General features: G+C 34.2%; 24 protein-coding genes and 2 pseudogenes. 19 read left to right on the top strand and 7 right to left on the bottom strand.

Going from position 1 to position 25,497, the window contains the following annotated elements; translation table 11 throughout:
- Nucleotides 1-68 precede the first annotated feature (68 nt).
- Both SJY24_RS21015 and SJY24_RS21010 read left to right on the top strand, forming a co-directional pair.
- Nucleotides 69-944: a LysR family transcriptional regulator gene (locus tag SJY24_RS21015; RefSeq protein WP_000347551.1), complete on the top strand. Its 876-nt coding sequence runs from the start codon at nucleotides 69-71 to the stop codon at nucleotides 942-944.
- Between the two features lie 710 nt (nucleotides 945-1,654).
- The gene (locus tag SJY24_RS21010; RefSeq protein ID WP_377866058.1) at nucleotides 1,655-2,902 is read left to right on the top strand and encodes a DUF4153 domain-containing protein; all 1,248 of its coding nucleotides are present in this window, start codon (nucleotides 1,655-1,657) and stop codon (nucleotides 2,900-2,902) included.
- 132 nt (nucleotides 2,903-3,034) lie between these two features.
- On the opposite strand, the gene SJY24_RS21005 is transcribed toward SJY24_RS21010, so the two are convergent.
- Nucleotides 3,035-4,000: an arsenic resistance protein gene (locus SJY24_RS21005; RefSeq protein WP_377866057.1), complete on the bottom strand. Its 966-nt coding sequence runs from the start codon at nucleotides 3,998-4,000 to the stop codon at nucleotides 3,035-3,037.
- Between the two features lie 294 nt (nucleotides 4,001-4,294).
- On the opposite strand from SJY24_RS21005, the gene SJY24_RS21000 reads away from it, so the two are divergent.
- From SJY24_RS21000 to SJY24_RS20970, 7 genes and pseudogenes are all read left to right on the top strand, one after another.
- Complete coding sequence (locus SJY24_RS21000) at nucleotides 4,295-4,987, top strand: FMN-dependent NADH-azoreductase (RefSeq protein ID WP_377866056.1); 693 nt, start codon at nucleotides 4,295-4,297, stop codon at nucleotides 4,985-4,987.
- 236 nt (nucleotides 4,988-5,223) lie between these two features.
- Nucleotides 5,224-6,582: a branched-chain amino acid transport system II carrier protein gene (brnQ, locus tag SJY24_RS20995; protein ID WP_377866055.1), complete on the top strand. Its 1,359-nt coding sequence runs from the start codon at nucleotides 5,224-5,226 to the stop codon at nucleotides 6,580-6,582.
- An 86-nt stretch (nucleotides 6,583-6,668) separates the two neighbouring features.
- Complete coding sequence (locus SJY24_RS20990) at nucleotides 6,669-7,088, top strand: VOC family protein (protein ID WP_070805775.1); 420 nt, start codon at nucleotides 6,669-6,671, stop codon at nucleotides 7,086-7,088.
- Between the two features lie 253 nt (nucleotides 7,089-7,341).
- On the top strand, nucleotides 7,342-8,355 hold the full coding sequence (locus tag SJY24_RS20985; protein ID WP_377866054.1) for a CgeB family protein: 1,014 nt from the start codon (nucleotides 7,342-7,344) through the stop codon (nucleotides 8,353-8,355).
- 30 nt (nucleotides 8,356-8,385) lie between these two features.
- Nucleotides 8,386-8,523, top strand: a pseudogene (locus tag SJY24_RS20980) (glyoxalase); the annotation flags it as partial.
- A gap of 484 nt (nucleotides 8,524-9,007) precedes the next feature.
- Nucleotides 9,008-10,657 (top strand): copper resistance CopC/CopD family protein, encoded by a 1,650-nt coding sequence (locus SJY24_RS20975; RefSeq protein ID WP_377866053.1) that lies wholly within the window; start codon nucleotides 9,008-9,010, stop codon nucleotides 10,655-10,657.
- A 34-nt stretch (nucleotides 10,658-10,691) separates the two neighbouring features.
- Nucleotides 10,692-11,309 carry a YcnI family copper-binding membrane protein gene (locus SJY24_RS20970; RefSeq protein ID WP_377866052.1) on the top strand — a complete coding sequence of 206 codons (618 nt, stop codon included), beginning with the start codon at nucleotides 10,692-10,694 and terminating at the stop codon, nucleotides 11,307-11,309.
- A gap of 215 nt (nucleotides 11,310-11,524) precedes the next feature.
- Here the strand turns inward: SJY24_RS20970 and SJY24_RS20965 are convergent, their stop codons facing one another.
- Together SJY24_RS20965 and SJY24_RS20960 are read right to left on the bottom strand one after the other, a co-directional pair.
- Nucleotides 11,525-11,635: a YjcZ family sporulation protein gene (locus SJY24_RS20965; protein ID WP_000505683.1), complete on the bottom strand. Its 111-nt coding sequence runs from the start codon at nucleotides 11,633-11,635 to the stop codon at nucleotides 11,525-11,527.
- Nucleotides 11,636-11,733: 98 nt separating this feature from the next.
- A complete protein-coding gene (locus SJY24_RS20960; protein WP_001009374.1) occupies nucleotides 11,734-12,927 on the bottom strand; it encodes a NupC/NupG family nucleoside CNT transporter in 1,194 nt (397 codons plus the stop codon).
- A 145-nt stretch (nucleotides 12,928-13,072) separates the two neighbouring features.
- Between SJY24_RS20960 and SJY24_RS20955 the strand changes: the two are divergent.
- Nucleotides 13,073-13,306, top strand: a pseudogene (locus SJY24_RS20955) (tyrosine-type recombinase/integrase); the annotation flags it as partial.
- A 103-nt stretch (nucleotides 13,307-13,409) separates the two neighbouring features.
- Entirely contained in the window at nucleotides 13,410-14,606 is a 1,197-nt protein-coding gene (locus tag SJY24_RS20950; protein WP_098588954.1) for an FAD-dependent monooxygenase, read from the top strand.
- A gap of 115 nt (nucleotides 14,607-14,721) precedes the next feature.
- Here SJY24_RS20950 and SJY24_RS20945 read toward each other — a convergent pair whose 3' ends face one another.
- Complete coding sequence (locus SJY24_RS20945) at nucleotides 14,722-15,627, bottom strand: DMT family transporter (protein ID WP_000192782.1); 906 nt, start codon at nucleotides 15,625-15,627, stop codon at nucleotides 14,722-14,724.
- Between the two features lie 97 nt (nucleotides 15,628-15,724).
- Between SJY24_RS20945 and SJY24_RS20940 the strand changes: the two genes are divergently transcribed.
- From SJY24_RS20940 to SJY24_RS20925, 4 genes are all read left to right on the top strand, one after another.
- Nucleotides 15,725-16,594: a LysR family transcriptional regulator gene (locus SJY24_RS20940; protein ID WP_377866051.1), complete on the top strand. Its 870-nt coding sequence runs from the start codon at nucleotides 15,725-15,727 to the stop codon at nucleotides 16,592-16,594.
- Nucleotides 16,595-16,714: 120 nt separating this feature from the next.
- Nucleotides 16,715-17,146: an Rrf2 family transcriptional regulator gene (locus SJY24_RS20935; RefSeq protein WP_000704079.1), complete on the top strand. Its 432-nt coding sequence runs from the start codon at nucleotides 16,715-16,717 to the stop codon at nucleotides 17,144-17,146.
- A 72-nt stretch (nucleotides 17,147-17,218) separates the two neighbouring features.
- Entirely contained in the window at nucleotides 17,219-17,869 is a 651-nt protein-coding gene (locus SJY24_RS20930; protein WP_377866050.1) for a DsbA family oxidoreductase, read from the top strand.
- Between the two features lie 67 nt (nucleotides 17,870-17,936).
- A complete protein-coding gene (locus SJY24_RS20925; protein ID WP_088007776.1) occupies nucleotides 17,937-18,539 on the top strand; it encodes a nitroreductase family protein in 603 nt (200 codons plus the stop codon).
- Nucleotides 18,540-18,702: 163 nt separating this feature from the next.
- Here the strand turns inward: SJY24_RS20925 and SJY24_RS20920 are convergent, their stop codons facing one another.
- Complete coding sequence (locus tag SJY24_RS20920; protein ID WP_000860618.1) at nucleotides 18,703-19,122, bottom strand: GNAT family N-acetyltransferase; 420 nt, start codon at nucleotides 19,120-19,122, stop codon at nucleotides 18,703-18,705.
- A 184-nt stretch (nucleotides 19,123-19,306) separates the two neighbouring features.
- Here SJY24_RS20920 and SJY24_RS20915 point away from each other — a divergent pair, with 184 nt between their 5' ends.
- From SJY24_RS20915 to SJY24_RS20905, 3 genes are all read left to right on the top strand, one after another.
- A complete protein-coding gene (locus tag SJY24_RS20915) occupies nucleotides 19,307-19,441 on the top strand; it encodes a hypothetical protein (protein ID WP_000997340.1) in 135 nt (44 codons plus the stop codon).
- A 107-nt stretch (nucleotides 19,442-19,548) separates the two neighbouring features.
- The gene (locus SJY24_RS20910; protein ID WP_377866049.1) at nucleotides 19,549-21,159 is read left to right on the top strand and encodes an amidase family protein; all 1,611 of its coding nucleotides are present in this window, start codon (nucleotides 19,549-19,551) and stop codon (nucleotides 21,157-21,159) included.
- A gap of 189 nt (nucleotides 21,160-21,348) precedes the next feature.
- A complete protein-coding gene (locus tag SJY24_RS20905; RefSeq protein ID WP_001006580.1) occupies nucleotides 21,349-22,368 on the top strand; it encodes an AI-2E family transporter in 1,020 nt (339 codons plus the stop codon).
- Nucleotides 22,369-22,413: 45 nt separating this feature from the next.
- Here the strand turns inward: SJY24_RS20905 and SJY24_RS20900 are convergent, their stop codons facing one another.
- Nucleotides 22,414-22,698 carry a YesK family protein gene (locus SJY24_RS20900; protein WP_377866048.1) on the bottom strand — a complete coding sequence of 95 codons (285 nt, stop codon included), beginning with the start codon at nucleotides 22,696-22,698 and terminating at the stop codon, nucleotides 22,414-22,416.
- Nucleotides 22,699-22,813: 115 nt separating this feature from the next.
- Nucleotides 22,814-23,758, bottom strand: coding sequence for an L-lactate dehydrogenase (locus SJY24_RS20895; protein WP_377866047.1), 945 nt, complete (start codon nucleotides 23,756-23,758; stop codon nucleotides 22,814-22,816).
- Between the two features lie 200 nt (nucleotides 23,759-23,958).
- Between SJY24_RS20895 and SJY24_RS20890 the strand changes: the two genes are divergently transcribed.
- On the top strand, nucleotides 23,959-25,395 hold the full coding sequence (locus tag SJY24_RS20890) for a flavin monoamine oxidase family protein (protein WP_377866046.1): 1,437 nt from the start codon (nucleotides 23,959-23,961) through the stop codon (nucleotides 25,393-25,395).
- Nucleotides 25,396-25,497: the final 102 nt, after the last annotated feature.

Below are 25,497 nucleotides of genomic sequence, written 5' to 3'. Positions count from 1 at the left end.
ATTCGACATATGAAAAATATATATATGATAAACTAATTATATCAAAAAACATATGATGGAGAGATACAATGGATTTCAGGCAATTATATTACTTTAAAGAAATTGTGAAACAAGGAAGCATTTCTAAAGCAGCAGAAGTGCTCCATATCGCCCAGCCCCCACTTAGCCAATTATTAAAAAAGCTTGAAACTGATCTTGGCACAACTTTAATTCATCGATATCGTCAAAAATGGGAGCTTACAGCAACAGGTGAAATACTATACCAATATGCCAATCAAATGTTAATGCAAATTCAGGATGTAAAGCAGCAAATTCAAGAAATTGAACAAGGTATAGGCGGGACAGTAAGTATCGGTGTATCGTCTACATGTTCGAATATGCTCATTGACTATGTTAGTACGTTTAGAACACAATACCCTAATGTCAAAATAAAAATAGTAACTGGAAATTCAGAAGAATTATTAAAAAGACTAGAACAAAGAGAAATTGATGTTGCCCTACTTTTACGATTGGGCAATAGTGAACAATATGAGATGAAAATACTAAAAAAACAACCAACCGCTGTGATTATTCCATCAAGTTGGGCAACATCGTTTTCATCACAGCATGTGACGATTGAACAGATTGCCCAGTTTCCATTCATTATGCTAGGAGCAATGGAAGGACTCTCCTTCAATGAAGACCTTTTCAAAGTATTTGATGAACATCAAGTCAAGCCAAATATCATTATCGAGTGTAAAGATATAAGGATGGTTGTAGCACTTGTTAGTAGAGGACTAGGATTATCCGTTATTCCAAGAATGGATTACACATCATCATTTTTAGAACATACAACGCTTTTTGAATTGAAACAATTTGATTTTCAGTTAGAGCCTGTAATAGTAAAATTAAAAGACCAAAGAATTTCCAAAGTAGCATCTCAATTTTGGGAAATGGTTGATTAGGAGAAATGAACAAAGCAAAAATAGCCTTCAATCAAGTAATAAAGACATCTTACGAAAAATTGAGTCGGGATAAAAAGTTCTTTACTTAAGGAAGTTTCAAAACTGACTGTAGCTATATAAATAAAAGGTAAAAAGTTCTTTACTAATTTGAAAAACGCAGTAATTACATTACTTATTAGTAAAGAACTTTTTATACAAGGACATAAGTGGTTTCAACAAATGAAAAAGCTCTTTCCCGAGTAAAATGTCCTGTATTAGGTTTGAAAATATAGATAGAAAAGAAAAAGCATGAAAATTTTATGTCATGCTTTTTTATTTTATAATTACAGAGTTTTGTATACTAGCACTAAAATTTATTTGAAATAATTGTTTGAAAAGGTGTTATTAAATTGGACGTTTATATCATTTTGATCATTTTTTTTATATAAAGGAAAAATAAGAAATTAGAAAATAAAAACAAGCAATGAAGAGAACAGCTGAAAGTAGCTTACACCGATGTTTATAAAAAGTTATAGAGCATTTCTTTGAATGAGGAATGCTTTTTATTTTTTCTTGGAATAAAAATATACAACAAAAATATTGTATAAAACAATAAAAATTTATTGTAAAACAATAAAATATATAATAAAATCAAAATCAGAATAAATAAGTGAGGTACTTTTTATGGAAAAGGTAACAGCGTTGCTTTTAAAATTAGAGGAGGTATAACTATGGACATTAACAATTTAATTATTGAAAATATTGATAAGCCTCATGAGCTGGAGAGAATGTATAGAAAAGACCCGAAAGCTTTTAAAAAGTCATTCTCACAAGCATGGGATGAAAATCCTGATTCTCAGGTGCTAGCTGCTTGGTATGAAAGGTTGTATTTCAAGGAGACGGCAAATAAAGAAAAAATATCGCTGTTTCAAAAAGGTTTCTTATTCATGGGCATGTTAGCTATTCTAGCGGGGATAAGCACCAGGATCATTTTCCATTTTGTCGAACAGGAAGCAATTGCTCCAATTAACTTGGCTTTTGGTGTAATTCCCTTTATTGCTGCTTATTTTATTTACAATAATACTCCGAAAAAAAGTATTATCTATTTCCTTGCAGCGTTGTTCCTAATTGCCGGGTTGTATCTTAATATGTTGCCATTAAATTATAAAGACAGCAGTATCCTTGCGTATTTACATCTTCCTATATTGTTATGGGTCTTATTGGGACTTGCGTTTACAGGAAATGAATATTCAAAAGGCAGTACAAGGTTAGCTTATATTAAATTTAATTTAGAATATTGTCTTCTCTACGCGAGCATGGCAGTGAGCGGAATGATACTAGCAGTATTCACTATGAAGTTATTTAGCTTCGTTGACTTGGATATAGGAGAATTCTATTTTAGTAATGTTGTTTTATTTGGTGCTGCGGCCCTTGCTATTGTGGCTACATACTTAGTATCAATGAACCTTAAACTTGCTAAAAATATTACACCATATATAGCTAAAATTTTTAGTCCGCTTGTACTGATTACATTGTTGATCTATCTTATAACAGTTCTATGGAGTGGGAAAAATCCGTTCTTGGACCGCAATTTCCTAATGGCCTTCAACGGAATACTCCTTGGTGTATTGGCTGTTACTATATTTTCTATCGTTGAGAGCGATTCAGACGAGAAAAAGAGCATTTCAGATTATATAAACTTTGCCTTAATTGTTCTTGCGCTTATTATTGATACTGTAGCTTTATCAGCTATCGTATTCAGACTTTCTTCTTACGGGATTACACCTAATAGACTTGCTGTCTTAGGGGTAAACATACTGATCTGGGCAAACCTAATTTGGATTATGTTTTCCTATATGCGTTTTCTACAAAATAAATCTGGACCGACAACTATCCAAGATGCCGTTACGAAGTATTTGCCAGTCTACGGACTTTGGGCAGCTTTCGTTATATTTACTTTCCCTATAATTTTTAATTAGAAAGGCTCTGCTAATGTAACAAAAAGTTAATCTTCTATTGTATCATTTTTATTAATGAGTAAGAGGCGATAATTATTGTTAATTCTATAATTTCTTGATAATAAAAAACGTCCCGCAGTGGGACGTTTTTTATTATGTGTACTGCTGTTTTTTCTTAATAAGTAACAACATTTGTGAAACACAAGCAAGCACAGGCAATTCGATTAACGGCCCAATGACCAAAGCAAGTGCAATAAGAGGTTCGTCTGGAAAAGCTGTCACAGCAATAGCAAGTGCAACAGGTGAGTTTCTCGCTAATGTTGTTAAGCTGAGGCTTACGGTGTCTTCATAGGATAAATGCATCATACGTCCTACAAACTGTCCTAGTATAAAGTTAATCATGAAGAACAGTAATACTGGTATAAGTAACAATAAAACAACATTCATATTTTGTAATAAGTACTTACCTTGTGAGGCAAACATCGCTACTATTGCTAAACTTAAAAATACAATTTGAGCAGAGCTGAAAAACGGAATGAGTTTATTCTCAAGTGTTTCAATTTTTTTCATTTTATGCATAATGAATTTTGTAGCGTGCGCAAGTAAAAATGGTAAGACGATTACGATAACAATACTTTCTACTAAAATAGAAACCGCTACAGTCTTCATTACACCAGCAAATAAAAATAAATAAATTGGCAGCAATAATACTTGTAAAAGTAAATTTACCGGTAAAATTGATGTAGATAATGCGACGTTACCTTTTGCAATCTCTGTGAAAATTAAATACCAATCTGTACACGGAGTAACCATTAACATAATAAAGCCAACCCAAAGAGCTGGGTGATCTGAAAGAAATAACGCGCCTAATCCCCAAGCAAGAAAAGGTGTCCATAAAAAATTAATGGTAAGGCTCGTTCCAGCGAATTTTAAATTACGGAATCCATTTTTTATTTCTTTCAATGGGATGCTGAGAAATAATCCATACAGCATGAAAAATAAGAAGGGGACAATAAATTTCTCTGAATACATATGTATCAAATTAAATTGTCCGAGTACGATGCCGCATGTAACAGCAAAAAGAATAATAAAAGTTTGAATCTTTTCTATAGTGCTCATGAGTAAATCCTTTCTAAATATGAATTGCCCTCTCTACATCCATTATACAAATAATAAAGTTATAATGGGTGTTTTAATTGTATTGTGGTTATTATTTTTAATTCAAGATATTATTTTTTATTTAAAGTTACTTGACTAAAGTAAGTAGGTGTATTACAATCACTTACATAAGGTAATTAAATAACAAAAAGTTTTGATTTACTTAGGTTAAGGTATCAATTGGAACTTTTTATTAGAATAAGAATTTTTATGATGATGAATAATGAATATGATAAGAAAGTTTAGGTGAAGAAAATGGGATTATTTAGCTCATTGTTTGGTAAAAAAGAAGAAAATACAAAAGTAGAGGGGAATAAAACAATGTCAAAAGTATTATTTGTAAAAGCAAACGATCGTCCAGCGGAGCAAGCAATTAGTTCAAAAATGTATGAAACATTTGTAAGTGCTTATAAGGAAGCAAATCCGAATACAGAAATTACGGAGTTAGATTTATTTGCATTAGATCTTCCGTATTACGGAAATATCGCTATTTCAGGTGGATATAAACGTAGTCAAGGAATGGAGATAACAGCTGAAGAAGAGAAGGCAGTTGCTACAGTAGATAAATATTTAAATCAATTTTTAGAGGCTGATAAAGTAGTATTTGCATTCCCATTATGGAACTTTACAGTACCAGCACCATTAATTACTTACATTTCATATCTTTCTCAAGCTGGAAAAACATTTAAATATACAGCAAACGGCCCAGAAGGTTTAGCTGGTGATAAGAAAGTAGTTGTATTAGGTGCTCGCGGTTCAGATTACTCTTCAGAACAAATGGCTCCTATGGAAATGGCTGTTAATTATGTGACAAACGTACTTGGGTTCTGGGGCATTACAAATCCAGAGACAGTTGTAATTGAAGGGCACAATCAATATCCAAATCGCTCACAACAAATTGTTGAAGAAGGTTTAGAGAACGTTAAGAAAGTAGCGGCGAAATTTTAATTAATGATAGTAAATGTAAAACCAACATGGATGACCATGTTGGTTTTTTAGTCTATTTTTTGTGTAAAAAAATGTATATTTATAAAATAAATGAAAAGTTTGAAAATAGTATTGCAAAATATTATATATCAAACTATAATGAGTTCAAGAATAGTTGATACTTAAATTAAATATTCAGAAAATTCAATTAGTTAAAATTGGAAATGAGATAAGGAAATTTGAATGGGGGTTATATTATGACGAATAAAGTACCGTTTTCGTTCATAGTAGTTATCGGATTAATGTTATTTGCACTATTTTTTGGAGCAGGGAATTTAATATTCCCAGCAATGCTTGGTCAATCAGCTGGTGAGAATGTCTGGATTGCTAATGCTGGATTTTTAGTAACAGGAGTAGGTTTACCATTACTAGGTGTATTAGCATTTGGTTTTTCAGGTAAAGATGATTTACAGTCATTAGCAAGTCGTGCTCACCCAGTGTTTGGGATTGTGTTTACAACAGTTTTATACTTAGCAATCGGTCCGTTATTTGCAATACCAAGAACGGGAAATGTTTCTTATGAAATTGGTCTTAAGCCGTTTATGCCAGAGGGAGTAGGTTCTACACCGTTAATTCTTTTTACAATTATATTCTTTAGCATTACTTGTTTTTTTTCGCTAAATCCTGCGAAAATTGTCGATATTGTTGGAAAAATCTTAACGCCAATTAAATTAACATTCATCGGTATTTTAGTAATCGTTGCTTTTATTCATCCGATTGGAGAAATGCAAGCACCAGTTGAAGGGTATACATCACATGCATTTTTCAAAGGATTCCAAGAAGGATACTTAACAATGGACACGCTTGCATCGTTCGTATTTGGGATCATCATTATTAATGCAATTAAAGAAAAAGGTGCGAAAACGAAAACACAAATTATGGTTGTTTGTGCAAAAGCAACACTGATCGCAGCATCTATTTTAGCAATTATTTATACAGCACTTTCTTATATGGGAGCTTCAAGCGTTGCGAAGCTTGGACATTTAGAAAACGGCGGAGAAGTATTAGCGAAAGTTTCTAACTACTATTTCGGATCATATGGCGGGGTATTATTAGGATTAATGATAACAGTTGCTTGTTTAACAACTAGTGTGGGACTTGTATCAGCGTGTTCTTCATTCTTCCATAAGTTATTCCCAAATGTTCCTTACAAAGCAATTGCAATTACGTTATGTGTGTTTAGTGCTATTGTTGCAAATGTTGGATTAACACAACTAATCGCAGTTTCTGTTCCAGTATTAACAGCAATTTATCCACTAGCAATCGTGCTGATTTTCTTAACATTCTTCCACTCATTATTCAAAGGAAGAGCTGAAGTTTATCAAGTGAGTTTAATCGTAACATTTATCATTAGCTTATTTGATGGATTAAGTGCAGCTGGAGTTAACATTGAAGTGGTAAGCCAAGTATTCACTAAATTCCTTCCGATGCAGGATGTAGGATTAGGATGGATCTTCCCAGCGATTATCGGTGGATTTATCGGATATGGCATTAGCGTTTTAAAAATGAAAAATCAAGTTCAACCAGCAGCTGGTGCGAATAAGAAAATAAGTTAAACAAAAAAAGTTATAGAATTTGATTCTATAACTTTTTTTGTTACTATTGATAAGAATAGAAAAAATAAAGTAGTAGGGGAAATAAAATGAAAAAAACAATTGACCATATAGGGATCGCAGTTCGTGATATAGATAGTACGATACATTTTTATGAAAAGGTTTTATCAGGAACTTTAATAGATCGATACGTAAGTGAAGCACCCGGTGTTGAAAGCGAAGTAGCTATTCTTGAAGTGGATGGAGATAGAATTGAATTACTTGCACCTACGAATAATACCACTTCACCAATTGCCCGATTTATAAAGCAAAAAGGGAAAGGTGTCCATCACGTTGCGTATCGTGTCGATGATTTAGATGTGGCTCTAGAAGAGCTAAAAGAACAAGGTATTCGAACGTTAGAACATACACTTCGAATTAATAAACATGGTAGACGATTAATTTATCTTAACCCAGCGGATACTGAAGGGACAATTATTGAGTATTGTGATTATCCAGAAGAGAAATAAAAGAAGGATATTTTTGAGAAAGGTGCTACGTACTAACGTAGTACCTTTATATATATGTATTTGTGTGGAGTGACAAAAAGTTATACATTTTATAAGAAAGTCATATCTTATACTAAGATGTAAAATGAGCTGATTATTCTCCTTTTACACAGCAACATGTTAAAGGGGAATAGTAGTTTGTAACCAACTATATATTTTTAGGCAATACACATAATATAAATAGTTAATTTGATGTATTGGAGAGTGGCTATCTGTGGGGATTTCAAATAGTTCTGAAAATTATAACGTATTATTTGTTAAATCTAGTGCTTCTGTATATTTTCCGGTGCTAGAGGAATCTATATTTAATAGTTTGAAAAAAGCGATTGGTAATGTAACGATGGTAACATACGAAAACTTGGTGAAAACAGCTTTAAAGATACAACCGTCTCTCATTATTGTATTCCATGGTTTTGAAGAAGGGATAAGTAAGGGGATACAAGAATTAAAACAATATAAATTTAAGACTGCGCTCTGGCTTACAGATGATCCTTACTTTACAGATGTGACGAAAAACTTAGTGCTTGATTATGATTATGTTTTTACACAAGATACAGGATGTATTGATTTTTATAAAGATTTAGGCTGTGATAATGTATATTACTTGCCTTTAGCGGCAGAACCTCCTTTATATACGCCGATACTTACGGAAGAGGAATACGCATTTGATATTAGTTTCATAGGGACTGCTTTTGATAATCGGCTCGCGTTTATTGATTCAATTGCCGAGTACTTAGTGACTAAAAACACTCTAATTATAGGGTGTAATTGGGATAGACTAAAAAGTTATGAGTTATTGAAGGATAAAATTTTACTTTTACCATTTTTGGTTTATAAAAATAGTATGGGATATTACAAAAAAAGTAAAATTAACATTAATATACATCGTTCGATAGAGGATTTAACATTTAATATAAATAGAGTAAAAATAAATGCTTGTTCCATTAATAATCGTACATTCGAAATAGCTAGTACAGGTGCTTTTCAAATGACGGATATTCGTTCAGACCTGGAAAAGTGCTATATTCCAGGGGTACAAATTGAGACATTTACTTCATCGGTTGATTTTATAGAGAAAGCAGAAAGATATTTAGCGAATCCGGCACAAAGAAAGAAAATTGCGATAGAAGGGCTTAAAAGAACGCTAATCGAACATACATATGATAAAAGGGTAAAACAGTTGTTAAAAATAATTGAAATAAACCCTAAAAAAGAAAATGGGATTTGAAAATTTGGAAAGGCTGTGTTGAAACACAACAAATTTGAAGAACAAGGTATTCGAACGTTAGAGCATACACTTCGAATGAATAAACATGGCAGAAGATTAATATATCTTAACCCGGTGGATACAGAAGGAACAATCATTGAGTACTGTGATTATCCGGAAGAGAAATAAAAGAAAGATATTTTTTAAAAAGGTGTTACGTACTAACGTATCACCTTTTTATTTATCCCGCATTAACGGGCAGTAAGACTCCCACCTCAAAAGCTGCTGAATGCGAGGGAGTTAGGTGGGAGATCGACTGCCCATAAAAGCCCGATTGGTGTGGGCTAATAATCAGTGGGGGAGGGACAAAAACCCCACTGATTAAAGTTTCACTTTATGTATTTCACATTTTCTTCACAAATGATTCACGATAACTTTTCTTCTTTAGAAACTTACATAAATATATTTTATGCTATAATGATAATCTACTTTAAAATTATAAGTAATATCTATGAAGGTAGCTACTATTATATCAGAAGTATAGAGGTGAGGAATAAATAGAGAGTGATACTAAATAAATCCTTATACTTAATCAGGTTAATATTTTATCGAGAAATAAAACTTTGGAAGTAAATAGTAATGAAAGTGTAGTGACGAAAAAGAAAGAAGTGAAATGAGTGTGAAAGTAATGAGAAGATTAGGGGCATGGTTGCTAATCGCGTGCGTGTTTATCATATTAATCCCAAAAAGCGCGTCTGCTCATGCGTATGTTGTGAAATCAAACCCTGCTGAAAATGAAACGTTGAAGAAAGCACCAACTGTTGTGAAAATTGAATTTGATGAGGATATACAAGTTTCACACTTTAATACATTGTTTGTAAGAGATACCTCAGGTAAAAGAGTAGATTTAAAAGATGCTCATATTGATAAAGACAATAAAAAGTTATTAGAAGCAGGATTAAAAGAGAATCTCAAAAATGGTCTCTACTCTATTCAGTGGAAAGCTATTTCAGCTGACGGGCATCCGATTCAAGGAGTTATTCCATTCCGTATTGGATTAGCAGAAGCGGGAACAGACGATATACAAGTAGAAGAGATGGGCTATGTTCCGCAAATCGATATGATCATGGAACGTGGGGTTCTATATACAAGTTTCTCACTATTTTTAGGAGTTCTATTCTTTAATCTTATTATATATAAAGGGAATGCAATAGAAGTCCAATCAAGGAGTAAGAGAATAATATGGATATCGTTATTTGGGATATTCATTAGTTTATTATTCAATCTACCATTGCAAGCGAAAATAAATGCTGATGTTTCATGGTTAGAGGCATTCGATCTTTTATTATTAAAAGAAACATTACAGCTTTCTGTTTTTCGTTATGTATGGATAACTCAAATGGCTCTTATTAGTATGCTTATGATTATTACTTATTTTGCAGTGAAGCGTGAGAAACTTTCGTCGTTTAAAGTATGGAGTATTCCGATGCTACTGTTTGCTGGGATACTTGTTATGAAAGCCTTTAATAGTCACGCATATGGTTTAAAGTTTAAAGAGATTGCTGTCGTTATGGACTTTCTACATTTATTCGCAGCTTCATTATGGATTGGCGGTCTATCATCGATTATTCTTCTTTTACGTAAAGAGGATGACAAGTGGACTATGTATTGGGATGCAATTAAGCGTTTTTCACCATGGGCAACAGGTGCTGTCATAGTGATTTTATTAACAGGCCTTTTTAACAGTACATTTTTTATTCCCACGATCCATTCCCTATTTGATACGAAGTATGGATTGGCCTTATTAGCGAAGATGCTTTTATTTGTTTTCATGGGGGTATTGGGAATTATTCATTATGTGAGAGGGAAAATGCGAGCGCAGCAAGGATTAGGCGCTACGGTGAAAGTAGAGTTCATCATTGGAATTATCATTTTCGTCATCGTAGCTTTTATGACAAACGTACAAACACCACCGATGCCTCCTACTGGACCTTTTACAGAGAGTAAGCAATTAGATAATGGATATGAACTTACTTTACATGTAAGTCCTAATAAAGTGGGACAAAATACATTCCATATTACTTTAAAGGATGAGAACGGACAACCTGTTACCGATATGGAGCAAATTATTTTAACTACGCAATCATTAGATATGAACATGGGAAAAGGTTCATTTAAAGTTTCGGCCGTTTCACCAGGAGAATATGAAGCGGAAGGTATGTATATTAACATGACAGGAAACTGGAATATACAAGTTCACGGATTAACAAAATCTCTTGATAGCTTTGATACGAATTATAAATTTATAGTAGGCGGCAGATAAAGAGAAGGTATAGATAAAAAGGAGCTAATAGAAAATGAAACGTATAAAAAAAATTGGCACAACAATGATCGCAACAATAATTGCAATGGGGATTTTTTCGTTACCTGTTAGTGCTCACGTAACTGTACAACCAGCAACTTCGGATGTTAACTCATGGGAGACTTACACAATAAAGGTACCAGTTGAAAAGAATGTGGCAACAACAAAAGTTACACTGAAGATACCATCTGGAGTCGATTTTCAACAGTATGAGCCAGTGCCAGGATGGAAAGTGGAAGAACAAAAAGATGCAGCTGGAAAAGTTAAAACTGTAATATGGGAAGCAACAGGAGATGGGATTTTACCTGGTCAGTTCCAGCGATTTACTTTCGTCGCTAAAAATCCAGATAAAGAACAAAAAATAGCTTGGGATGCATATCAGCAATATAAAGACGGAGAAATTGTTGAATGGACAGGTGATGAGAAAGCTGAGAAACCACATTCCCTTACTACGATTGCAAAAGGTGTGTCATTGACAGGAGAACATGGTGAAGTGTCTAGTGTAGAAAAGAATGAAGGCACTAGTAATATGCAAGTAATAGCGATTGTTTTATCTATTTTGGCGATTGTATCGTCGGTGGGTACTTGTATTTTTGTAGTACGTCGTAAATGATAGACAACCAAGTAGGTGTGGAGTGAAGGGAAAACGGGCGATAACGTCAAAAGCTTACCTATCACTATAGTAACCAAGAAAGCCCAATTCTCAATTTTATTGCTGAGGAATTGGGCTCTTTAATAAATTTCCTTAACTTTGTAAATTCGCATTTCCCGACGCCATCCCGTATAGAAAAAAGACACTCATATAGGAGTGCCTTTTCTGATGTTTTTTTAGCAGAAGCAAGCAGCTCCAACTATGATTAATAAAATAAATAATACAACTAATAAAGCAAATCCTCCAGAAAAACCACAGCCTCCGCCGCAACTACCACCAAATCCCATAATAGTTCCTCCTTTAATAAGAGGGACAGATTTTCTTATGCCTTGCACTGTGTACATAAATTTCATCCGTAAGGGTGTCAAGTATCTTCGATATTCATTTACCATACAAAAAGCCCCACAAGCATAGCACTTAATAAAGAAACAGCCATTCCACTAACAAGAAGCTTCCAAACATTCTTACCGATAATTGATGATTTTTCTTCGCCAAATAATGAATTGTAAGTTCCATAAATCATGCCTACTGTACTAAAGTTAGCAAAAGAGGCTAGAAATGTTGTTGCAACTGCAATAGTATGCGGATGTAAAGAGTTTAGGTGAGATTTTAAATCCATCATTGCAACAAATTCATTCGTTGTTATTTTAATCCCCATTAATTCAGCAACATACATAGCATCACTGCCTGAAACACCGAGTAAAAAAGCGAAGGGACTAAAGATAATAGAGAAGATTTTTTGAATTGTTAAACCTGTTACAAAAAAACTTAAAATCCCATTTAAACATGCTGTTAATGCTACATATCCAATTACCATGGCTAAAATAACAATAACCATATTCATCCCAACTAACATGCTGTTTGAAATGGTAGAAAAGAAATCTTTTTTTTCATTTTTTGAAGGTGAATAAATAATATCTTCTTCTTTAGTGACTTCTATAGGATTTAAAACATTGGCTAAAATTAATGCGTTAATACAGTTTAAAGGAATGGCGCTGAAAATATATGTAGCTGGAACCATTGATAGATAAGCACCAAGAATGGAACCGCTGACGCTACTCATACTCATAATTCCAAAAGTCAACAAACGATTTTCTTTTAAAACAGATAATTGATCACGAACAACTGCAAGTGCTTCCGTGTTTCCTAAAAACATCATTTGAATGGAAAAGAAGCTTTCTAACTTTGGTAAACGAGAAATCTTTGAAATGATTGCACCTACTTTATCGATAATCCAAGTTAAGATTCCAAAATACGAAAGAATATCAAAAAAAGTGATAACAAAAATGATAGGAAGTAATGCGCTAAAGAAGAAGTCAATTGTTTGATTTTCCATAGCTGAAGGAAATGCAAATCGAATACCTTCATTCGCACATGATAGTAGCCAACTGAAAAATGACGCAATTTTATTAATTATGATACTACCCAATTTGGTACCTAACATAAACCATGTAATAAAAAGTTCCAATATTATTAGAATACTGATTGGTCTCCATTTTATTTTTCTTTTATTAGGCGAACATAGGAAAACGAATAATATTACAATGAAAATCCCTAAAATATTTAATATGAAATTCATGTCAACAACTCCTTGAGCTTTATTATTTGTATATAAAAAAGCTCTTATTCTTCATACTTTGGCTAATGAGCAGAAGTATGAAGAATAGGAGAGGAACGAAAAATTGATGGTTTATAAACATCCCAATACAACGAGAGAAATCATATCAGTATTTGAATTCTTGTATTCTACGGCCTGCCGTATTGGGGAAGTCGTAAAACTGAATTGTGATGATATTAACTTCTCAACGAATTCTGTCATTGTGCATGGGAAAGGTGATAAAGAAAGGGAAGTATACTTTAATACTCGTTGCACTACTTGGTTAAAAAGGTATCAAGATGAAAGAGATGATGAGGAGCCTTGTTTGTTTATTACGGGAAAAAGGCTCAAAAGACGTATCTTTTTGAAGTGGACCATTTTGTTGTGGTAAATAAGTAGAATAGGTCGTGAATATACTGTGGAGATGTTAAGGCTTTAATTAGGATAGGAGTGAATAAGCAATTATGATACAAACGATGAGCGTCCTTATTTCTGGTGCGAGCATTGCCGGCCCGGCACTCGCTTACTGGCTTCAACGCCACGGATTCGACGTGACTGTAATAGAACGTGCACCAGCATTGCGCACGGGGGGTTACGGGGTTGATATCCGTGGTGCAGCTATTACGGTGCTTAAGGGGATGGACATACTTGATCAAGTTCGTGCAGCTGACACGAACATGACTGGTGTTTATTTCGTGAACAGCGAGGGTAAGTTCGAAGGTCAAATAAGCGAAGCGAGTATGGGGAACCAGCAGGGTCTGGACATAGAAATCATGCGTGACGATCTTAGTAACATTTTATACGATTTAACCAAGGATACGGTTGAATACATTTGGGGCGATTCGATTACCGCTATACATGATACTGAAGCTGGTGTAGAAGTTCAATTTATTCATGGCAAGCCACAGAAATTTGACCTGGTCATCGGTGCGGACGGGCTCCATTCTAATGTGCGCACCTTAACTTTTGGCGATGAAGCACAGTTTAAACGTACCCTTGGCTGTTATATCTCAATTTTTAACCTCGAGAATTACCTTAACCTCGACCACCACCAGCTGCTTTATACGATACCAGGCAAAACAGTAGGTATGTATAGTGCTCGTGACAATACCGAAGCAAGGGGGATGTTCTTGTTCCAATCAGAGGCATTGAAGTACGACCGCTATGATATAGAATCTCAAAAGAAACTTGTAGAAAATGCCTTCTTAGGTCAGACAGGTTGGGAAACCTCGCATCTACTCAAGACCATGAGAGATGCGACAGATTTTTATTTTGATGAGATATGCCAGATTCACATGCCGACCTGGTCAAAGGGGAGGGTTACATTGGTAGGCGATGCAGCGTATGGCCCATCACCATTATCGGGTCAAGGCTCTAGCCTGGCGCTTGTCGGGGCTTTCGTATTAGCTGGTGAACTCAAAGCTGCAGATGGTGACTTCGCCCGTGCATTTATTGCCTATGAACAAAAAATGAGAAAGTTTGTTGAGAAAAATCAAAAAATAGGATTAATGGCTGCCGGGAGTATGGTTGAAAAATCAAACTTCAAAATCTTTCTTCGCAACTTAATGTTGCGTATACCAACCATTATGGTTGTACAATTTAAGATGATTTCGAAAATGATAGCGAAAGCTGCTAACGGGATAGAGCTGAAAGATTATTGATATGGATAGTTATAATAAAAAGAGAGATCTCCCTTTTTGTTGGTACTTAAAGTGATGGTGCACAAAATAAACATAAGAAAGAGCCTACAAAAAGTAGGCTCTTTCTTATGTTTATTTATTTCACTTCAACTTGCTGCCCTACAGCAAGTGTTTTCGGCTTTATATTTACAAAACAAATACTTACTACAATAAATAAAAGTCCGATGAATAAGCTAACCGTAATTGCCTCATGTAAGAAAATTGAACTTACAATAATAGCGATAAGAGGGATAAGGAATGTATATGCCCCAACTTTACTTGCTTCACCGGCTCCAACAAGTGTGAAGTAAGCGAGCCATCCCATTGCAATAACAAAGAATGAGATGAATAGTAGTACACTTACAAATGGTATACTCCAAGCGATGTTAGACCAGCTTTCAAATTCTGAACCAAATCCGATTAAGCAAAGTCCGCCAATAATAAGCTGAAGTGTTACCATCCAAATGGCATTAACGCGGTGTCCAGTTTTCTTAATAAATACTGTGCCGAGTGCCCAGCCGATGGCACAGCCTAAAGCAAGTAGAACACCGATAATAGAAATATGTCCAGTTAAACTACTAGAGCTAATAACCCCTACACCAATAAATCCAAGAATAAGTCCGAAAATTTTCAAGCCATACATTGCCTCTTCAAGCCAAATCCATGAGAAAATACCGAGTAAGACAGGTTGGAGAAATACGATTGCGGAGAATAGTCCAGCGGGCATGTATTGAAGTCCGACAGTTTGTAATCCGTAAAATAAAATAATATTGAGTAAAGATGAAATAAAGTATAGATGCCAAGTTTCCTTTAAATTTAACTGTTTGTATTTCGGTAATGCGAAAATAAGTAGGATAAATCCTCCTATTAATGTTCTAATCCCTGCAAAGAGTACGGGTGGTGTGTAATGCAGAGCGAATTTTGATAACGGCCAATTAATTCCCCACATAATAACGAGAAAGATAAGGATTATTGTCGCTTTAGTTCGAGAAAGCTGTGTCACTGTAAAACCTCCTTGGTGTTATTCATCTCACTATGATATGATATCGACTGTGATAAATAAAATGAATCTTTTTTATAAGGAGTATAAGTGATTAGTTATGACCATTACACAACTGCAAGTATTAATAAAAACTGTTGAGTTAGGTAGCTTTACGAAGGCTGCTCGGGTGTTAAATATGACGCAACCAGCTGTAAGTCATGCGATTTCAAGTATTGAGTCAGAGTTGGGAGTTACTATTCTTATACGTGATAAACGAAAAGGATTACTCGTTACGGATGTAGGAAATAGAATTCTTGTACATATTAGAGCGATTTTGAACGGTGTAGAGAAGATTGAACAAGAAGTTGCGATGGAGAAAGGGCACGAAGTTGGTACGATTCGAATTGGGAGTTTTCCGAGTGCTTCTGCGCATTTCTTACCCAAAATGATAAATCTTTTTAAGGAGAAGTATCCGAACTTAGAAGTCGTTCTTTGTGAAGGGACGATAAAAGAAGTTGAAAATTGGTTAGTATCGAGGGTTGTTGATATAGGAATTGTTATTTTGCCTAATAAAGATATGGAGATTGTCCCATTAACGAAGGGGAAAATGGTTGTTATCTTAAGAGAGGATCATCCTCTTTGTAAGAAGGACTCTATTACAATTAGTGATTTAGAGAATGAACCAATCATATTATGTAAGGGCGGATACGAACCACCCATTATTGATATGTTTAAACAAGCCAACGTACCACTTCGGGCTGAGTATGTAATTTCGACCGTTACTACAGCTTTAAATATGATTCAAGAAGGATTGGGTATTGCAATATTAGCTGAATTATCTTTAACAAATTTACCAAAAAATGTGCAAACGAGAGAGTTGGAACCACAAGTATGGAGAGAAATTGCTTTAGCTGTTCCATCATTAAAGGATTCTTCAATCGCTGTGCAGCTATTTATTGAAGAATTTCAAGCACTATTTACAGAATAAAAAGAGGTGTCTCATATATCATAATGGGACACTTTTTAATTTGCTTATAAAAAATCTATCAAAAGGATTGACTTATCTTCTCGTTGTAACTATAATGATTACATCGAGGTGGTGATCACGATGAAAATTAGTAGCCGCTTTTCTATAGCTGTTCATATTTTATCTATTTTAAAAAACAATCCATCTTCACTTTGCACTTCAGACTATATGGCCGAAAGTGTAAATACAAATCCGGTAGTCATTCGTAAAATAATGTCGTACTTGAAACAAGCTGGATTTGTTTACGTAAATCGCGGACCAGGTGGCGCGGGGTTATTAAAGGATTTACATGAAATCACGTTGTTAGATGTGTATCATGCAGTAAATGTAGTGGAAGAGGATAAACTATTTCATATTCATAAGCAACCAAATCCAGATTGTCCAATTGGCGCGAATATTCAAGTGGTGTTAGAAGTTATATTAATTCAAGCACAATCCGCGATGGAAGAAGTTTTGAAAAATATTACGATGGGGCAGTTGTTTGAATCTTTACAAGAGAAAATGAATGCTTAAAATAGTATCTATATTTTTTTGTTATAAATGTAACTGTTTTGATTACAATTATAAAGGTAAGGTGTAAAAATTATGACTGTAAAAATGAAAGTATACTCAGACTTTATATGTCCATTTTGTTTTTTAGCAAAAGGTCCATTAGATGAAGTAGCGAAAGAGAAAGATGTAGAAATTGAATGGATGCCATTTGAATTACGTCCAAGTCCATATTCAAAAATAGATCCATGGAATGAGCCAGAAAAATTAGGCCCATGGGATGCTTTCATTCTTCCTACAGCGAAAAAATTAGGAATCGATATGCGTCTGCCACGTGTTTCGCCGCATCCATATACACATTTTGCTTTTGAAGGATGTCAATTTGCGAAAGAGCGTGGACTAGGAAATGAATATCATCACCGCGTATTTACAGCATTTTTCCAAGAAGAACAAAACATTGAAGATATTGATGTGTTAACAAAATTAGCGGTAGAAGTAGGGCTTCCTGAAGCTGAATTTAAAGATGCTTTAGTAACACGTAAATATAAAGAAAAGCATCAAGCAGCAATTCAGCATGCATATGATGAAGCGAATATTATGGCGGTACCAACTGTCATGATTGGTGATGAGGTCATTCAAGGGCTTGCTAGTAAAGAAACGCTAGAAAGAGTAATTGATAAAGAAATGGAAAAGGATAAAACAAATTCATTTGAAGGCATGCAATGTAATACGGATGGATATTGCTAATTCGTTTTGCATGAAAGAATCGAATTGATTTGTTTAAATAAAAAAACATACATTTGGAGGAATTAAAATGTCAGCAACTACAACAAACTTAAAAGAAGCAATCGTGAACCGTCGTTCAATTCGTAAAGTAACAAAAAATGATGCAATTACAAAGGAAAGAATTGAAGAAGTATTAAAAACAGCTTTACATGCACCAACTTCTTTCAATATGCAAAGTGGCCGTATGGTTGTATTAATGGATGGACAGCATGAAAAGTTTTGGGATATCGTAAAAGAAACGCTTAGATCACGCGTGCCAGCAGAAAACTTTGAAGCGACTGTAGAAAGACTAAAAGGTTTCCATGCAGGTGTTGGGACTGTGTTATTCTTTGAAGATCAAGCAACAGTAGAAAAAATGCAAGAAAATGCACCATTATATAAAGATCAGTTCCCATTCTGGTCTCATCAAGGAAATGCAATGTTACAACATACTGTATGGATGTTATTATCAGCTGAAGGAATTGGCGCATCATTACAACATTACAATCCAATCGTAGATGCTGAAGTGAAAGAAACATGGAACATTCCAGCAGAGTGGAGTTTAGTAGGACAAATGCCATTTGGTGAGCCAAATGAACAACCAGGAGAAAGAACGTTCTTACCTACTGAAGATGTAGTGAAATTTTATTAAGAAATTTAAAATATACAGAGTTAAATAAATGAAAGGAGAGTACATATTAGCTATATATGTACTCTCCTTTCGTATGTAATGTTTAAATTCGATTGTGGAAAAGGTTACTGCAAGAATAATTTCTTTCATACGAAGCGAAGTTTTCCCTACAATTAAAAATCTATCATGTTTTTGAAATGACAGTAAACATCCCCGTCATGTTTGGTGAGTAATTTTTAAAATCAAATTTTTCATAGAACGATTCTTTACCTTGTGATGCAAATAAACCGACAAACGCCTTATCAGGGGCATTCTCATTTAAGTATGCAATCAAACGATGCATGATTTCTTTCCCAATACCATGTTTCTGATAATCTGGATGAACCACTATATCTTGAATATAGAAATAGATAGATCCATCGCCAACAATTCTCCCCATGCCGATAATTTGTTCATTATCTTTGACTGTGATGCAGTGAATAGAATGCTTCAGTGAAGTATCCGCTACTTCAAAATTCATATAATTAGTCCATCCAACAGAATCACACAAATATTTATACTCTTCTAATGTTGGAATGTTATGTTTAAACTCATATGTTTTCAAAATGTAACCTCCATGTCCTTAAATTCAACAAGTATATAAATTCGACATTTTTTTATCTTTTCCTCTTACGTAACTGCCGTTACCTATTGAATTTCGTACAGTGTCCTTAATTGTATTTGTGTTAATTTATAAGAGTTTAGGGGAAAAATATAAGAAATAACGTAGTAAGAAGGGAAGTGGAAAAATGAATGATGAGAAAAAATATACAGTAGTAGGTACTGATGTTGAGGAAGTAAAACGTTTAAATAAAGATTCAGGATTAACGTATAATCAAGTGAAGGAATTATTAGCGAAGCAAATGCAAAAAAGAAGTAATTAGATTGAAATCTTTCTTTTTTTCATTTAGCATTTTGATTGGAGAGAGTTAAGTAAAAGGTAACTCTCTTTTTTATATAAATGAGCAACTTTTAGAGTGGAGGAAACAACATGAAAAAATGGGTGAAAATAACGTTGTCTATCGCCGGAGGTATTGTCCTAGTGGCATGTGCCGGAGGATATTACGTGTATAAAAATTATTTTCCGAAGGAACCTGAACGTATTGTATATGATAAAGACAGAGTGTTAAAACCGATACATAATCAGCTTAAAGGGATCGACATAGATAATATAAAGATAAAAGAAAAAGAAATTGTAAATGCGACTGTGGATGAGCTTCAAAAAATGGTCGATGATGGAAAATTGTCATATAAAGAATTGACGAGTATTTATCTTTTTAGAATACAAGAACACGACCAAAATGGAATATCATTAAATGCTGTTACAGAGATTAATCCTGATGCGATGGAAGTAGCACGAAAGTTAGATAAAGAGAGAGCGTTAAATAAGAAATCGAACTTATATGGCATTCCTGTCATTGTAAAAGATAATATACAAACGGAAAAAGTGATGCCGACAAGCGCAGGAACTTATGTATTAAAAGATTGGATTGCAGATGAAGATGCGACGATCGTGAAGAAGTTGAAAGAAGAAGGTGCTTTTGTTTTAGGAAAAGCGAATATGTCTGAATGGGCAAATTATTTATCCTTTACAATGCCAAGTGGGTATAGCGGGAAAAAAGGACAAAATTTAAATCCATACGGTCCGATTACGTTTGATACATCGGGATCAAGTTCTGGATCTGCTACAGTAGTTGCAGCAGATTTTGCACCGCTTGCGATTGGCACAGAAACGACTGGATCAATTGTAGCACCAGCATCTCAGCAATCAGTAGTTGGATTACGTCCATCTTTAGGTATGATTAGTAGAACTGGAATTATTCCATTAGCTGAAACGCTTGATACTGCAGGGCCTATGGCAAGAACGGTAAAAGACGCGGCAACGTTATTTAATACAATGGTAAGTTATGATGAAAAAGATGCTATGACAGAAAAAATGAAAGACAGAGATAGAATAAATTATACGAATGATTTATCGATAGATGGATTAAAAGGGAAAAAGATAGGGATTCTTTTTTCTGTAGATCAACAAGATGAAAATAGAAAAGCAGTAGCAGAAAAGATTAGAAAAGACATTCAAGATGCAGGTGCGATATTGACTGATGATATTCAGTTAAACAGCGAGGGTGTAGATAATCTGCAAACATTAGAATATGAGTTCAAGCATAATGTTAACGACTATCTTTCGAAGCAAAAAAATGTGCCTGTAAAATCGTTAGAAGAGATTATAGCGTTTAATAAAAAAGATAGTAAAAGACGAATGAAATATGGACAAACATTAATTGAGGGGTCTGAAAAATCTGCTATAACGAAAGATGAGTTTGAAAAAATAGTTCAAACGAGCCAAGAAAATGCAAGAAAAGAGCTAGATAGGTATTTAGTAGAAAAAGGTTTGGATGCTCTTGTGATGATTAATAACGATGAAGTTCTTCTATCAGCTGTGGCTGGTTATCCAGAATTAGCAGTGCCGGCAGGGTATGATTCTGATGGTCAGCCGGTAGGCGTAGTGTTTGTTGGGAAACAGTTTGGTGAAAAAGAACTTTTTAATATTGGATATGCGTATGAACAGCAATCTAAAAATAGACGATCTCCTAAAATATAGAGTTGAAAAAGTAGTTTTTAGAAAAGTATTAGATAAAAAATCCGACAATAAAAAAGAAAAAAAGGATTCTTCCCAATTAGTAAGAAAGATTGTCTATAGAAGCTCATAAAATGTAATAGTATTACAATGAATAAGTGTGTGTTGCAATATATCCAATTTCCATCCATTGAAGGGGGAGGTTAAATCTTAATGAATGAAGTGAAAAATTTTTTTCGAAGTAGAGGGTTTCAACGGTTTCTCGTTTTAATAATATTAGTGCTTGTATTATATGGATTAAAAAGTATGATCAATTTAATTTTGATTACGTTTATACTGACATTTTTAATGGATCGGTTTCAACGTTTTATTTCAAAGAAGTTGAAAGTAAATAGGAAGGTAGTTATTGCTTGTTTATATATAATATTAGTGACCTTTATTGTCACAACATTGTATAAGTATTTACCGGTACTAACGATACAAATTTCACAATTGATTTATCAATTTAAATTGTTTTTTCAACATCCACCTGATAATGAGATGATTAGATACGTACTTTCAGCAATTAATGAAATGGAAGTATCAAAATATATTGAACAAGGTGTGGATGTCATTTATCAATCAATAGCAAACATAGGAAAGGTAAGTTTGCAAATACTATTGTCTCTTATTCTAAGCTTATTTTTCTTATTAGAAAAAGAGCGGATTATTTCATTCACGTCTAAATTTAAAGATAGTAAATTAAAGATTTTTTATGAGGAGATTGCATATTTCGGCGAAAGATTTGCAAGATCGTTTGGAAAGGTGATTGAAGCACAGTTTTTAATTGCGGTTGTCAATTGTGTGCTCACTGTAATCGCACTTGTCATTTTAGGATTTCCACAGCTCCTTGTATTAGCTGTCATGGTCTTTCTACTCGGTTTGATTCCAGTTGCTGGTGTTATTATTTCCCTGTTTCCACTTTGTATAATTGCCTATAACGTCGGTGGAGTTATGTATGTTGTATACATACTAGTATTCATTACAATAATCCATGCTCTTGAAAGTTATTTTTTAAATCCAAAATTTATGTCTGCAAAAACGAATTTGCCTGTCTTTTATACATTTATGATTCTCATCTTTTCAGAGCATTTCCTCGGAATATGGGGGCTTATTATCGGGATACCGATCTTTATCTTTTTATTAGATGTACTTGACGTAAATAATGATAAATCGATTAAAAGTAATAAGTGATAGAAATAACCGATGTTGTCTTTTGGGGAAAACATCGGTTATTTCTTATTTTTTCTTTGGAGGAGGTAGTTTTATAAATTTATTTGCAATTAAAGCTATAATAACAGCAGTAAAAATAAACACCGCGATAATGCCAATCCCCATACCTGCCCATCCTCCTATAAGGAAGATGCTGATCGGTATTGCTAATAAGCTTAAAATAATAAGAATCAATCCGAGATTCTTATCATATTTTTTGGCTGGAAATAATGTTCGGATGATTAAAAAGAGAAAAAGTATTAATGCCGCTACAGCTAGTAAGAGGATGACAATTGTCCAAGAATTATTCATAAAATCACTCCTTTCTAATATAGATAATATTACCGTTTAAATTGAGGGGGAACTGTAAAAATATAAAAAAGCAATCCAATATAAATTGGATTGCTTTTTTGATTAAAATATATGATTAAAGAACAGGAGCCATTGTTTCTTTCAATACTTGAACAGAGTGATCGAATTTTAATTCTTCTTCTTCACTTAATTCAACTTCTAAAATTTCACGAATGCCTCCGCGGTTTAAGACAGCAGGTACGCCAATATAAACATCTTGTTGGCCGTATTGACCTTCAAGGTATGCTGATACAGTTAATACGCTGTTTTCATTGTTTAAGATTGCTTTCGTAACACGCAGCAGTGACATACCGATGCCGTAGTATGTAGCACCTTTTCGTTCAATAATGTGGTAAGCTGCATCACGCACGTTTATGAAAATATCATCTAAATCTTTTTGGTTATATGTGTTGTCTTTTTCAAGAAGCGTTTCTAGTTTTTGAATGCCAATTGATACATGGCTCCAAACAGGAAGTTCTGTATCACCGTGCTCTCCGATAATATAAGCGTGAATGTTATGAGGCCCAATATCGAAGTACTCACCTAACATATAGCGGAAACGAGCTGAGTCAAGAGTTGTACCAGAACCAATTACGCGTTCTTTTGGCAATCCAGACTCTTTCCAAGTTACGTAAGTTAAAATATCTACAGGGTTAGTTGCGATTAAGAAGATTCCATCAAATCCGCTATCCATAATGCTACGAACAATTTGCTTGAAAATTTTAGCGTTTTTCTCAACTAAATCTAAGCGTGTTTCACCTGGTTTTTGTGGTAACCCAGCAGTAATTACAACAAGATCTGCGTCTTTACAATCTTCATAACTACCTTTCCAAACCTTTGTTGGAGCTGGTGCGAAAGGAACCGCATGGCTTAAGTCCATTGCTTCTCCTTCAGCTTTTGCTTCATTTACATCCACTAAAACAAATTCTTCAGCTACAGCTTGGTTAATCATGCAGTAAGCATAACTACACCCAACTGCTCCTGTTCCTACTAATACAACACGGTTAATACCTTTTTTCATTTCAAAATTCCTCGCAATTTCATTAATTTTATTATGTAAGATAATACGTCTTACTTCTATAGTTTCATATCTATTTTATTACATTTTATAAAAGATATTCAAGTAATTGAAAATGTATCCGCTCAGTTACTTGAATGAAACATAGGAATCCCGTTAAACGAATATAATTCAGTAAAATCCTTCATAAAAGGGGAATTGGCATGGGGAATCCATTATCGATGGAAGAAATGCTTCAAATTATTCATGAAGGGCTTGCCAAAACAAATAACCCCAAACGGATTACAATTGCCGGTGCAGGGATGTCTGGATTAGTTGCAGCATCTTTATTAAAAGAGGCTGGGCACGAGGTAACGATTATAGAAGCGAATAACAGAATAGGTGGCAGGGTGTATACAATTCGTGAACCATTTAGCTCAGGGTTATATTTTAACGCAGGTCCTATGCGTATTCCGGATACTCATGATTTAACTTTAGCTTACATTCGTAAATTTAAACTACCGTTAAACCTTTTTATTAATAAAACTTCTTCAGATATAATTTATACGAATAACAAAAGAACGAGATTAGATGTGTTTGAAAAGGAGCCAAGTGTACTTGGATATCCAGTTTTAAATAAAGAAAGGGGGAAAACGGCAGAAGGATTAATGTTAGAGGTATTGGAACCGATACTTAATTATATTAAGAAAGATCCTAATAAAAACTGGATTATTGTTGAAAAAAAGTATAAAACATATTCGCTCGGTTCATTTTTAACCGAGTATTATTCAGATGGGGCAATAGATATGATCGGAGTACTTCTTGATATGGAAGCATACATGGGAATGTCTTTAATTGAAGTATTACGGGAAATGATCTTTTTCACTTCAACGACGAAATATTATGAGATAACAGGCGGGATGGACGCATTACCAAATTCATTTTTACCAGAGCTAAAGGATAATATTTTTATGTCGTATAGAGTAGAAAAAATTATACAGGAAGATAATAAAGTAATGATGCAAGTAACACATGAACAAACGTTAAATTCATTTATAGTAACTGGTGACATAGCTATTGTCACAATTCCATTTTCAGCTTTGCGATTTGTAGAAGTTCAGCCATATCATTTATTTTCTTATTATAAAAGGCGGGCAATTCGTGAATTAAATTATATTGCTTCAACTAAAATTGCGATAGAGTTTAAAAGTAGATTTTGGGAAAGAGCAGGACAATATGGTGGTAAGTCAATTACAGATTTACCTATCCGCTTTACATATTATCCGAGCTATGGCATTCAGTCACCAGGGGCAGCTATCGTTATAGCAAGCTATACGTGGGCAGATGAAGCGTTGACGTGGGATAGTCTCTCGCATAGAGATCGTATTCGTTATGCATTGAAAAATTTAGCGCAAATTTATGGGAATGTGGTTTATAGTGAGTATGTTGCGGGAGAATCTTTTAGCTGGAGTCAAAATCCATATTCTTGCGGAGCATTTACAGCTTTTGAACCAGGGCAAGAGCTTGAATTGTTTCCATATATTACGCCGCCAGCTGGCAAGGTACATTTTGCAGGAGAACATACGACATTAACACATGGATGGATGCAGGGAGCAATCGAGTCTGGAATTAGAGTCGCTCATGAAGTGAATGGAAAATGAAACGATAATCTAGCAGTTTTGTTTACAAATAGGTATTCTTTTAATAAAATGATAAATATAAATCGTAATAATTACGCTTTGAAGAAATTTGAAGTAGAGAAA

Source organism: Bacillus sp. R86525 (assembly GCF_042466195.1).
Lineage (GTDB): Bacteria > Bacillota > Bacilli > Bacillales > Bacillaceae_G > Bacillus_A > Bacillus_A nitratireducens.
Note: the sequence above shows the minus strand (reverse complement) of the source record. Positions and strands in the feature narration are given on the sequence as shown.